The organism is Flavobacterium glycines (assembly GCF_900100165.1).
Classification (GTDB): Bacteria; Bacteroidota; Bacteroidia; order Flavobacteriales; family Flavobacteriaceae; genus Flavobacterium; species Flavobacterium glycines.
Window position 1 is genome coordinate 1714618 of record NZ_FNEO01000001.1, and the last position, 13073, is coordinate 1727690.

10 protein-coding genes are annotated in these 13073 nt (G+C 33.3%); 6 read left to right on the forward strand and 4 right to left on the reverse strand.

Annotated elements, in window-relative coordinates:
- Positions 1-237: 237 nt before the first annotated feature.
- The 3 genes from BLR17_RS06905 (at position 238) to lipB (ending at position 5585) form a co-directional block, all read left to right on the forward strand.
- Positions 238-3792: a T9SS type B sorting domain-containing protein gene (locus BLR17_RS06905; protein WP_066325046.1), complete on the forward strand. Its 3555-nt coding sequence runs from the start codon at positions 238-240 to the stop codon at positions 3790-3792.
- Between the two features lie 66 nt (positions 3793-3858).
- Positions 3859-4620, forward strand: coding sequence for a hypothetical protein (locus tag BLR17_RS06910; RefSeq protein ID WP_066325043.1), 762 nt, complete (start codon positions 3859-3861; stop codon positions 4618-4620).
- Positions 4621-4880: 260 nt separating this feature from the next.
- A complete protein-coding gene (gene lipB, locus BLR17_RS06915) occupies positions 4881-5585 on the forward strand; it encodes a lipoyl(octanoyl) transferase LipB (protein WP_066325041.1) in 705 nt (234 codons plus the stop codon).
- 202 nt (positions 5586-5787) lie between these two features.
- On the opposite strand, the gene BLR17_RS06920 is transcribed toward lipB, so the two are convergent.
- Complete coding sequence (locus BLR17_RS06920; protein ID WP_066325039.1) at positions 5788-6447, reverse strand: ribonuclease HII; 660 nt, start codon at positions 6445-6447, stop codon at positions 5788-5790.
- Between the two features lie 173 nt (positions 6448-6620).
- Here BLR17_RS06920 and BLR17_RS06925 point away from each other — a divergent pair, with 173 nt between their 5' ends.
- The 3 genes from BLR17_RS06925 to BLR17_RS06935 all read left to right on the forward strand — a co-directional run bounded on the left by BLR17_RS06925 (position 6621) and on the right by BLR17_RS06935 (position 10415).
- On the forward strand, positions 6621-8585 hold the full coding sequence (locus BLR17_RS06925) for a putative porin (RefSeq protein WP_066325036.1): 1965 nt from the start codon (positions 6621-6623) through the stop codon (positions 8583-8585).
- A 6-nt stretch (positions 8586-8591) separates the two neighbouring features.
- Positions 8592-9074, forward strand: coding sequence for a 3'-5' exonuclease (locus BLR17_RS06930; RefSeq protein WP_066325034.1), 483 nt, complete (start codon positions 8592-8594; stop codon positions 9072-9074).
- A gap of 66 nt (positions 9075-9140) precedes the next feature.
- Complete coding sequence (locus tag BLR17_RS06935) at positions 9141-10415, forward strand: DUF2851 family protein (RefSeq protein ID WP_066325031.1); 1275 nt, start codon at positions 9141-9143, stop codon at positions 10413-10415.
- Positions 10416-10550: 135 nt separating this feature from the next.
- Here BLR17_RS06935 and BLR17_RS06940 read toward each other — a convergent pair whose 3' ends face one another.
- Genes BLR17_RS06940 through BLR17_RS06950 form a run of 3 tightly spaced genes read right to left on the reverse strand, consistent with a single transcriptional unit; the run spans position 10551 to position 13073 of the window.
- A complete protein-coding gene (locus BLR17_RS06940) occupies positions 10551-11528 on the reverse strand; it encodes an MlaD family protein (RefSeq protein WP_066325028.1) in 978 nt (325 codons plus the stop codon).
- A gap of 7 nt (positions 11529-11535) precedes the next feature.
- Entirely contained in the window at positions 11536-12279 is a 744-nt protein-coding gene (locus BLR17_RS06945; RefSeq protein ID WP_066325025.1) for an ABC transporter ATP-binding protein, read from the reverse strand.
- 11 nt (positions 12280-12290) lie between these two features.
- Entirely contained in the window at positions 12291-13073 is a 783-nt protein-coding gene (locus tag BLR17_RS06950; protein ID WP_066325022.1) for an MlaE family ABC transporter permease, read from the reverse strand.

The following is a 13073-nucleotide window of genomic DNA, read 5'->3' on the forward strand; positions in this document are numbered from 1 at the left end:
ATAGTCTGATTTTTAAGACCGCAAAGATAAAAAAAAGAATGCAGACTTTAGAATGCAGATTTTTAGAATTTTTAGGAGCAGAAAATTGCCGTTTTTTTATCACGATTTGTCCCGCTTCCGGATGATTTTTCTTGTTTTTTAGAATAAAAAAATAGTCTTTATTTTTTTTGTGTAAGAAAACTCTATTTTTACAAAAATATAAACTTAATTATTAATTTTTGGATTTAAGTTTCTGATATGAAAAAAACAAATGTTTTTTACTGGATATTGTTAGTGTTTTTTTTTGTGTTTTTTGGTAAAGTTTATTCACAAGAAGAAATGCAAGAATTAATAATTAATGGAAATATGGGGAATTTTGCAGGAACTAATTTCGATTATAAAAACGGAGGTTATATAAGTTTTGATGATCCATTTTCAATAACTTCAGTTCCTGGCATGAGTGCAAATACAAATAATCCAGTTAATTTGAATTTTGATTTTTTACCTACAATGGAGCATACTTTTGGTATGCGATATTCTGGGACAATGCTTGTTGTTGATGGTGGTAATCTAGGAAATACTCAATATTTTTGGAAAGGGGGGTATGGTGGTAACGGGTTTTGCGGGTTAACAATTGGTAAAAAATATACTTTTAGTTATTGGGTGCATTCCGTTTCATCATTAGTTGTTAATTCTGCAACTCAAGCAGATATTAGAATTGATTTTTCTAATGTTTCTGATATTATTTTAGTTTCTGGAAATAAGTTAGCTCCTTTACCTTCTGAAGGTTGGCAAAAAGTGACTTATAGTTTTATTGCTACAGATTATTGTGTAAATATTAATCTTTGGGATGCAAATACTAATTCTGTTGGAAACGATTTTGCATTAGATGATTTTTCATTACAAGAAGAAGTCCCCCTAGGAATTACCTATTCCTTATCTTATGCTTCTGATGGGATTAGATTATTTGCCTATTCTATGAGTGGAAGTCCATATATTCGTTCTTGGACACTTACTGGACCTGTTAATAGAAGTGGTTGGGAAAATTTTAAAAATCTAATTCCTGGAAATTATCAACTTACTGCGGTAGATGTGAATGGTCAAACTGCAAATTGTGATGTTGTAATACCCTTTGATTCAAATTATCTACAAATAAAAGGTAATGCAAATATTTGTCAAGGAGAAAGTACTGTTTTGTCAGTTACAGGAGGGAATTCAATTTATGAATGGTTTTCTAATCCTACTGATACGAATATAGCTGATTCTAGTAAGGCAACTCAAATATTAAGTCCATCAGTGACTACTAACTATACAGTGAAATCTCGTCCATTTCCAGGGACTGAGAATTTAGTATTCAATGGGGATTTTTCATTAGGTAATATAGGTTTTGATACTTATTATAAATATTATTCTACAAATTTTGAAAATGCACCTCGAACATATAATGTTGGTAATAGTCCTTCTTCTTGGAGTTCAATTTTACCAAATTGTGGTGATCATACTTCTGGAAATGGCAACATGTTAATGGTAAATGGTTATAATGGTTATAGTAGTGCGTCAAGAGGATCAGTACCTTTCTGGAAACAATCTATAAAAGTTAATGGAACGACAAATTATGTTTTTAGTTTTTGGGTACATTCATTTTCAGAAATAAATCCTGCAGAAATAAATGTAACTTTTAACGGTTCTTTTGCAAAAGTTTATTTTTTAGAGTTATCCCCAACTAAAGTTTGTGGTAATTGGATTCAATTTTCAGTAAATTATTTTTCTGGATGGCTCAATGAATGGGTGAATATAGAGATACTAAATTCTGGCAGTTATACAGATGTTGGAAATGATTTTGCAATTGATGATATTTCTTTTGTAGCAGTAAATCCAATTGATATATATTCAAATTTCACAGTAACAGTTGCTCCACCAGAAAAGCCAATATTAGCTAATAGTGTTATCACTCAAAATGAAATTCAATTTAATTGGAATCAAGTTCCTAATGCAACAGATTATGAACTTAGCTATTCGGTAAATGGGGCAAATACTATTGATATTGGAAGCATTACAACTAATACATATAAAGTAGAAGGGCTTAGTCCGGGAGATTTAGTAAAATTGATTGTAAAACCAATTGGAAATGGTTGTTTTGATTCTGTTGAATTTAGTAAAAGTACTTATTTACCATGTCCTGTCCCTGAAATTATGGTAAATAGGCAACCCACCTGTAATATTCCTTTGGGTAGTATTAAAGTTACTTCTCCGGTGGGGAGTGAATACGAATACAGTTTAAATGGAATAAATTTTCAATCCGATGTTTTGTTTGATAATGTGAATACAGGAAATAAAACAATAACTGTAAGAAACACAGTTACAAATTGTCAATCAGTAAGTAATACGGTAGTTTTAAATGCTCCTGATGCTGTTTTGCCAAATATTTCGGTCTCTTATAGTTATCAAGATTGTTTAGTGAATCTAGTAGCAACTTCGACAACATTAAATCATTCTATAGTTTGGAATGGTCCTTCTTTAACAATAGATACTCCAAACCCTGCGAAGGTTTCGGTTTCAGGGACATTTACTGCAACAGTCAAAGATTTAAATACAGGATGTACAAAATCTATTGACTTGAATGTTTTACAACCAATTTTGCCTCCTAAGCCTGTTGTTAGTAGTATTGATCCTACTTGTACAAATGACTATGGACAAATAATGGTAATTTCACCAATTGATAGTAATTATGAGTATAGTATTGATGGAGTGAATTTTCAATCAATCGGACAATTTTCAAATTTGTATCCAGCTAATTATAGTGTTTTTGTTAAAGATAAAGTTACGTCATGTGTTTCTGTTCCAACAGAAATTATTTTAAAGAAACCCATAATAGAAGTGCCTCAAGTTGTTTTAAATAATGATAATTTATGTCAAAATAGTGTGTCTGGTCCACTAAGTGTAATTGCATCGCCAAATGCAATACTTAATTGGTATGGTGAAAATGAGACAGGAGGTATAGCATCTAATGTACCAACGATTCCATCTACAGTTAATATTGGAAGAACTGTTTATTATGTTAGTCAATCAATAGGTAATTGTGAAAGTGCAAGAGTACCAATTCCTATTGATGTTTCAGGTGAAGGAATAAGTCCAGGGTTTTCTGATTTGAGTTTTTGTGCAGGAGAAATTATTGCTCCGTTGAGTAATGTTTCTCCAAACGGAATTGTAGGGAATTGGAATTCAAGTATAATTGATAATTCAAAAAGTAAAAGTTATCTTTTTACCCCAAATCCTAATCAATGTGCTATTGAACAAAAAATAAACATAACTATAAATGTGCCAACTCTGAAGTATGTAAAGTGGGAGACATCCAAGGCATTTGATGATAGTCAAAGTATAGAAATACAAGTATTTGATCAGGGGGAGTATTTATATCAGTTGGATGATGGATTATTTCAAGAAAGTCCTTTGTTTGAAAATGTTAAGCATGGTTATCATTCAGTAAAAGTTATTGATGTTAATGGTTGTAGTGAACCTGTAGTTGTATCTGGAATTTTAGTTGTTAATTTTCCTAATTATTTTACACCTAATGGAGATGGCTATAATGACTTTTGGAATATTTCAGATTTGAAAAATTATGATAATTCATCTGTTTTTATCTATGATAGGTATGGTAAACTTTTAAAAGAACTATTTCCATCAAAAGATTTTGGTTGGGATGGAACTTATTTAGGTAAGGAAATGCCTGCTTCAGATTATTGGTTTGTAGTTTTTTATTATGACAATGGAGAAAAGAAGGAATACAAAGGGCATTTTTCATTAAAAAGATAACTTAAATTACTTGTTTTTTAGATAGAATCCAAAAAGTTAACCTGTATATTTGAAAAAAAACAGAAAATGAAACAAATTAAATATTTTTTAGCTTTTGCTTTAATGCTACTATTAACCAGCTGCAACTTCACCGAAAACATCGATGTTCATCCTGACGGTTCCGGGAATTTTTCCATAGAAATGGATGGGGCAGGTTTACTGGCGATGGCTGGTGATAAATTAGGAAATGAATTAGGTATGAAAAATAACGCTAAAGCAATAGATTCGACTTTTTCATTTAAAGAAATTTTTGCGACTAAAAAAGACAGTATCGCTAAAATGTCTCCGGAACAGCAAGAAGCGTTGAAAAAACTGGAGAGTTTTGTAATGAAAATCAAAATGAATCCTGAAGCGAAACAATTATTGTTTTCGATGAATACGCCATTTAAAAGTGTAAATGATTTAGGAGGCTTGATGGAAAGTATGGCCGCTATGAAAGATTTAAAAGGAAAATCAGATAAAAAAGACAATCCGGCAGCTATGATGAGTGGTCTTGGGAACAATAATGCTAAATTGAGTTTTAGTTATAATGGTAAAAATTTTAGCCGAAAAGTGATTGTTTTAAAAGATCAAATCAAAAAAATCGCAGCCGATTCGCTTGGAATGGCTAAGATGATTTTTGCATCATCTAAATATACTTTGAAATACCATTTCCCTAAAGCCGTAAAATCGGTTTCAAATCCTGATGCGCTATTTAGTGCCGACAGAAAAACTATTACGGTCGAATATCCTTTTACGGACTATTCTGAAAACCCGGAGAAGCTGAATTTGAATGTAGTTTTTGAATAATCTAAAAAAGACCGCAAATTCGCAAATCTCAGTTTTTTAAAATCTTTAAGTTTTATCTCTATTAGTCAGTAAGATCATTGTAATCTGTGGCTGTTTTTTTAGATTCACAGCTGAAAAGTAAAATTTGCGAATTTGCGGTAAAATAATCTCATTTGTTATGTTGTTGTGACTCCGTGGCAAAAGAAAATAATTAATTGTATTTTTGCAGCTCATCAAATAAATGAACGAAAGTGAGATTGCTTCGTTCCTCGCAATGACCAATGAACAAAAAAATCCAACTTCAGGACTTAGGACGCAAAGATTACAAATCAACTTGGGAATTTCAGGAAGAATTGTTTAAAGGAATTGTCGATTTGAAAATCCAAAACCGAAGGGAAGAAACAAATCTGCCAACGCCTAATTATTTTCTTTTTGTGGAGCATCCGCACGTTTATACTTTGGGAAAAAGAGGTGATTTTGAAAACTTATTGCTTTCTGAGAAACAACTCGAAGCCAAAGGCGCTACTTTCTACAAAATCAACCGTGGCGGCGATATTACCTATCACGGACCTGGACAAATTGTAGGTTATCCTATTTTGGACTTGGAAAATTTCTTTACTGATATTCATAAATATTTACGATTTCTGGAGGAAGCGATAATTTTAACTTTGGCGGAATACGGAGTTGAATCGGGTAGAAGTGATGGTGAAACCGGAGTCTGGCTGGGTGTAGGAACTCCATTTGCCCGAAAAATTTGTGCTATGGGTGTTCGTGCTTCACGCTGGGTAACCATGCATGGTTTTGCGTTAAACGTAAATGCTGATTTGGGTTATTTCGATAATATCATTCCTTGTGGTATTCGCGGCAAGGCAGTGACTACTTTAAATGTAGAACTGGGAGTTGAAAAAGTCGATGAAGCCGAAGTAAAAGCAAAAATCCTGAAGCATTTTACTCAGTTATTTGAAGCTGAATTTGTGACTGTTTAAATTGGTATGGCACTCGGATGAAGCTGATGTAACATATTATCACGGATTTTTTTCTGTTTTCTTTGCTATAAAATATCGGCACGCAGATTTAACAGATTTTAGCAGATTTTTTTCTAAAACTTCTTTACGGGTAAATCTTTGCGAACTTTGCGGTTAAATAAATTAACTTATGTGACTTATATGGTTTAAAAAAAATCAGCAATTACAAGTCTAAAGTCAGTTGTTCCGGCAATAATCTAAAACTCATGCGGTGGTATTTGCAAGGGCCGTATTTTTCAATGGCTTCGCGATGTTCTTTGGTTGGATAGCCTTTGTTTTTTTTCCAGTTGTACATTGGGAATTCCTCGTGAATCATATCCATGTATTCATCGCGATAAGTTTTTGCTAATACTGAAGCGGCTGCAATACTTAAATATTTAGAATCTCCTTTTACAATGCTCTGATTCGGAATTGATTTTAATAAATTGATTTCTTCAGCAGTGAATTGTTTGCCAAAATTATTCTTCAAGCCCAGCTTGGCATTCATAGCTCTGTTACCGTCAACGATAATGAATTCGGGTGATGGATTTAATTTTAAAACCGATTCCTGCATGCCTTTCATCGAAGCATTCAAAATGTTAATTTCATCAATTTCATTAGGAAAAAGGTGTGTAACGGCAAAACTAACGGCCTGTTCTTCAATTACAGGACGCAATTTTTCTCTTACTTTTTCAGATAATTGTTTACTGTCGTTAAGTATGGAATTGTTGAAATTTGTTGGCAAAATAATAGCAGCAGCTGTAACCGGACCGGCAAGGCAACCACGCCCGGCTTCATCGGTTCCTGCTTCAAGAATTAATTGTGAAAAAGTAGAGGCAAGCATACTGAAAAGTTTTCGATAGGCAAAGATTATAAATTTTTTAAGATAATCGTGGCTTATTCTAACGTTTACTTATAACTAAGTCATAATTAAGTTGTTTTTTTATACGTTTTTATCGTTTACCTTTGCTCCAATATTAGTTTTAAGAAAGAACCCATTATATATAGCTATTCCGAATGAGAATTCTCTTTTATTTATATTTTCTAGTACTGCCAACAATGCTGTTTTCTCAAAAGAAAGATTTGAAGAAAGATCCAAGAGAGAACGAAGGTCCTAAACAAAGTTTTTCTGAACGATTAAAAGGTGGAAAAGAAAAAGATACTGCTAAAGTCGCTTCAATCGACATGTATCGTTTTATTACTTTGGAAAGAGATACGACTTATTTAGATACTGCGTTGACTATTGAAAGAGAGTATAGTCATAATTATCTTCGAAGAGATTTATTTGGTTTATTGGCATTTCCTAATGAAGGACAGGCTTATAATACGCTACAGTATAGTTTGACACAACAATCAGCCTATCCGGAAATGGGTTTTAAGGCTAAACATTTTAATTTTTTAGAAGCGAATCAAATCCGCTATGCCTCGGTGGCAACTCCTGTAACCGAATTGTTTTTTAAATCGATATTAGCCAAAGGACATTCGGTGGATTCCTATTTTGCTGTGAATCTTTCGCCTAATCTGAATTTGTCTATTGCTTACAAAGGATTGCGTTCTGAAGGAAAATATATCAATCAGTTAGCCAGTACAGGAAGTTTTCGATTTACTATGAGTTATCATACCACCAGTAAGCGCTATTTGATTAACTCGCATTTTACTTCCCAGGATGCTTTGAATGAAGAAAATGGAGGGATTACAACTCCTGAAGATTTTGAAAGTGAAGATACCAAATATAAAAACAGACAGCGTTTACAGGTGTATTTAACAGATGCCGAATCTTTTTTGAGAGCCAAACGCATCTTTGTAGATCATATATTCAGAGTTAATCCAAGCGAAGCTGAAAATAATTTATATGTAACACACCAATTTAATTTTGAGAATAAGTTTTACCAATACTATCAGCCTACTTTAGAGTCTGCTGTGGGTACGCGGTCCATTTATCGTTTTGGAGATGCAATTGTAACATCTAATTTGAAAGATCAGACGCATTATAATAAAATGTATAACAAAGCCGGGTTGTTGTATGAAAATAAAACCCTGGGTAAGTTTCAGTTTTTTATAGATGATTTCAGAAGTAATTTTTATTATAATCGAATTTTAATTCTGGATAAAGGAGTTATTCCGTCTACTTTGTCCCGAAATATTAATAATGTAGGCGGGCAATACGAATATTGGAAAAATAAATGGCACGGTAAATTTTTACTTTCTAAATCCATTAGTAAACAGTCTGTTTCTAATGTAGAAGCAAATTTAAATTATGATTTGAATGATGATTTTCAGTTTGTTTTTGGTTACCAAAATATAAGCAAATTACCGAATGATATTTATAATTTGTACCAAAGTGAATACGAAAGTTACAATTGGTCAAATACCTTTGACAATGAAAAAATCAATGTGCTTAGTGGTAGTGCCGTAACACCTTGGTTTGATGCTTCCTTACAACTGTCGACATTAACGGATCATTTGTATTTTAAAAATACGGCAACCGATGCATCGCAACAAATTGTGACACCAAGCCAATTTGGAGGAACCATAAAATACCTTTCTCTTAAATTGAGCAAAGAACTTACTTTTGGAAAATTTGCTTTGAATAATACCATATTGTATCAAAAAGCAGATCAAAATGAAGCCATTTTAAATGTACCGGATTTAGTGACCCGAAACACAATTTACTATAGTAATTATTTCTTTCAGCATGCTTTGTTTATTCAAACAGGAATTACATTCAATTATTTTACAAAGTTTTATGCCAATGATTATAATCCTGTAATAGGAGAGTTTTTTGTTCAGCAGCAAAAACAAATTGGAAACTATCCAAACCTTGACTTTTTTATTAATGCTAAAATTCAAAGAACAAGAGTTTATATCAAAGCGGAACATTTTAATTCGGCTTATACGGGTAATAATTATTATTCAGCACCTAATAATCCGTATCGTGATATGACAATTCGTTTTGGTTTGATTTGGAATTTCTTTAACTAATTCAATATGACTTTCACCGCTATCGACTTTGAAACTGCGACTTCTTTTCATCCCTGTTCTGTAGGGATTGTTACGGTAGAAAACGGAATTGTGGTTGATGAGTTTGTGACTTTAATTCAGCCGCCTAATAATCTTTATAATCCGTACACAATACAAGTTCATGGGATTTATCCCAGTGATACTGCCAGGGCAGAAAGTTTTCTTCAGGTCTTTCCGGAAATTCAAAAACGGCTACAGAACAGAGTGGTGGTAGCACATAATGAAAGTTTTGATCGTAATGTTTTGACTAAATCCATGACGTATTATGGTTTGGATTATGCCGATTTAAACATTGTTAATAGATGGGAATGTACCGTGAAAATTTATAAGGCAAAAGGAATAAAGCCTACAAAACTTAGTGATTGTTGCCGGGAAATGAATATTTCTTTAAATCATCATGAAGCATTATCTGATGCCAGAGCCTGTGCTCAATTGTATTTGATGCGTTAAAAGATTAATTTTTTAGTGTAGGTTTTTTCATTAAATTAGTGTGCTAACTTTTAGAACATTAATAAGATGAAAGAAAATTTTTTGCATTACCTCTGGAAATTCAAGAAGTTTGATACGCTGAATTTAAAAACTTCAAATGGACAGGAAATTACCATCATCAGTGTTGGTCAATTTTTAGAATTGGCAGGTCCGGATTTTTTTAATGCTCAAATTATTATTGGAAATCAAAAATGGGCAGGTAATGTAGAAATCCATCTTAAATCTTCTGATTGGTACGTGCATCATCATGAAAAAGATGCGGCTTATGAAAATGTAATTCTTCATGTAGTTTGGGAGCATGATACCGAAGTTTTTAGAAAAAACAATTCAGAAATTCCAGTGTTAGAACTCAAAAATTATGTGGATGATGCTGTACTAAATAATTACCAGCGATTGTTAACTCCAAAATCGTGGATTTTTTGCGAAAAACAACTTAGGGAAGTAGATGATTTTGTTCTTAAAAATTGGCAGGAACGTTTGTTTTTTGAACGTTTGGAACGAAAGTCAAAAGCAATTTATGAATTGTTAGAGGAAACAAATAATGATTGGGAAGCGGTTTTGTTCTGTATGCTGGCTAAAAATTTTGGTTTGAATACTAATGGAGAAGTCTTTCTGAAAATTGCCCAATCAATTCCTTTTGCGATTATTCGAAAAGAAAGTTTTGAAGTAGAAAATCTGGAAGCATTATTGCTCGGTAAAGCCGGTTTGCTGGATGCTGATAAAGAAGATAATTACTTTAAAGATTTAAAATTCAGGTATTTTTATTTGCTTCACAAATACCAATTAGACTCAAAATCAGAAGGACAGGTTCAGTTTTTTAAACATCGTCCGGATAATTTTCCCAATATTCGATTGTCTCAATTGGCGCATTTGTATCATTTGCATCAAAATTTATTTTCCCAAATTAATAGTGTTTGCAGTCTTAATATGGCTTATGAATTGTTTCAGCTAAGTACTTCGGTTTATTGGGAAAATCACTATCAGTTTGATAAAGAAAGCCCCAAAAAGGTTAAAAAATTATCCAAGTCTTTTATTGATTTAGTGATGATTAATACTATTATTCCCATTCAGTTTGCCTATGCCAAAAGTCTTGGAAAGGAAACCACAGAAGATTTAATGGCAATGCAGGCCGAGGTCGCGCCGGAGAAAAATGCGATTATAGATAAGTTTGATTCTTTTGGTATAAAAGCGATTAATGCGTTTGATACCCAATCATTGTTACAGTTAAAGAACGAATATTGTACTGGTGGAAGATGTTTGGATTGTGCTATTGGAATGGAATTGCTAAAGAAAAGTAGTTAAAGGTTTCGTTTTTTATACTATCATCAGATAAAACAAAATGTTTTGGAATTGAGTTCCTTGCCGCTTTGTTGCAGTAAATGAGATTGGTATATTTTTTTTATGATATTGAAAAGAAATAATTATTTTCAATGGCCTCTATTTTTTAGCGGCTTTTGCTTTTTCCTTTTCTTGTTTTTTGAAATATCCTCTAAACAGGAAATTATGTTTCAGGGCTTCCATATTTTGATTCAACTTGAAACTGGCGCCATTGATGTTTGTCATAGTGGAATCAATTTTTTGAACTAATTCGGGATTGTTCGAAAGGTAGTTTATCGTGCCTTTTCCTTCTTTCAGATTCAGAATTGTCGCATCAAGATGACTAATTACTTTGTTTAATTCAATGGTGGATTGATCTAAATTGGTGACCATGTTTTTTATTTTATTGGCTACAGCCGGATCTTTAATCACTCCTATAGCATTGTCGCTTTTGTCCAATGAAGTTACAAGTTGGTCTATTTTTGTTACTGTTTCAGAAGTTTTTTTGGTAGTTGATTTCAAATAACGCATAGTTTCTCTCAGGTCTTTGGACATCAAAGTGTCATTAAGTAGCAAGCCCAGTGTTCCTTTTCCTTCAATTATTTCATTGGTGATTTTGAGTAAATTGGATGTAAGTTTAGCTGCGTTTTTATTGGTTTCATTTAGAGTGTTCATCATGTCTTCTGTACGAATCCGATTGTTGGAAGAAATCTCATCGCCTGGATCAACCGATGGTTCGTTTCCCTTTCCGGGAATAATACTAATAATCATGTTGCCTACCAGTCCATCGGAACTGATGGTGGCCACCGCATCTTTTTTTATGTAGGGGAAAATGGCTTTGTCTATAATCATATCAACACGAATGGAGGTGTCGTTTATCATTTCAATTCCCCGTACTGTTCCCACACTTATCCCAGAATAACGAACACTGTTACCTAATTGTAAACCATTGACGTTGTTGAATGTGGTTTTCAGGTGATTGGTTTTGCCAAACATTTTTTCTTTGTCGCCAATGAAATAAATGGCAAGTATAAAAATCAATAATCCAATGATTACAAATAAACCAAGGCGTATTTTTTGTGATGTTGTTTTTTCCATTTTTATGTTATTTAAAAAAGGCTTGTATTTTTGGGTCTTTTGAAGTATTTAATTCTTCAAAAGTGCCTTCTGCATAATTGACACCGTCAACCAGTAAAATCATCTTATTCGAAATGGCTCTTGCACAGTCCACGTCATGAGTAATTATGATAGATGAGGTGTTGTATTTTTTCTGGATGGATTTCATCAGTAAAATAATTTCTTTTGCCGTTATGGGATCTAATCCTGTTGTGGGTTCGTCATAAAGAATAATTTTGGGTTGAAGAATCAATGTTCTTGCAAGGGCAATCCTCCGTTTCATTCCGCCTGAAAGTTCTTCCGGCATTAGGTTTAGCGTATGTGTCAAGCCTACGTTTTCGAGTGCTTCCATGACTAATGGGGTGGTGTCTTTTATGATGCCAAACTTCTTGGTATGGCGTCTTAATGGAAATTCAAGATTTTCCCTGACTGTCATCGAATCATAAAGGGCACTTCCTTGAAAAAGAAATCCAACTTCTGTTCGAAGTTCATCCAATTCTTCACGTTCGAGTGTACTAATATCTTTTTCCATCACCATAATGACGCCACTGTCCGGCTTTTCTAGTCCAATCAGGCATTTTATCATCACCGATTTTCCGGAACCTGATTTCCCCATAATGACTAAATTCTCGCCTTCAACCAAATGCATATCGAAACCATTTAAAACATGATTGGCCCCATAACTTTTTTTTAGGTCTTTGATTTCTATGACAGTTTTTGGAAGGTTCATCATTCTAAGTTGTTTTATAAATGGTAAAAAATATTAGTAACAAATACTGCGATAAAATCAATTATAAACAGCAACATGGAGGTGAATACCACGGCAGAATTAGCCGCAAGTCCAACACCTGCGGTGCCTTTTTTACAGTTATAACCTTTAAAACAGCCCACTAATCCTATAGCAAATCCAAAAAAGAGTGTTTTGATTGTGGCGGGAATTAAATCGCCAAATTCCAATGCTTCAAAGACTTTATTAAAATACAACAGAAAAGATACATTTCCTTTGATGTTTTCCACGAGATAAGAACCATAAAGAGCAATGACATCACCAAAAAAAACCAGAATAGGGAGCATGAAGGTTGTAGCTAAAATTCGGGTAACCACCAGATATTTAAATGGATTCGTTCCCGAAACTTCCATAGCATCAATTTGTTCTGTCACTCGCATGGAACCCAGTTCGGCACCAATTCCGGAACCAATTCGTCCTGCACAAATCAAGGCAGTAATGATGGGACCAATTTCCCGAATGATAGAAATACTAACCATTGACGGCATCCAGGAAACAGCGCCAAATTCTTGTAAGGTAGGTCTTGATTGTAATGTAAAAACCAAGCCAATGATGAATCCTGTAACGGTAACCAAAAGCAAAGAACGGTTTCCCATATAAAAACATTGTCGAATGAATTCTCTGTATTCTGAGGGGCTTTTAAAAACTTCTTTAAAAAAACGACCTGCAAATAGGGAAAGTTCTCCAATATCAAGTAAGAATGACTTGAATAATTCGATTATTTTTAAAATAGTTTTCAT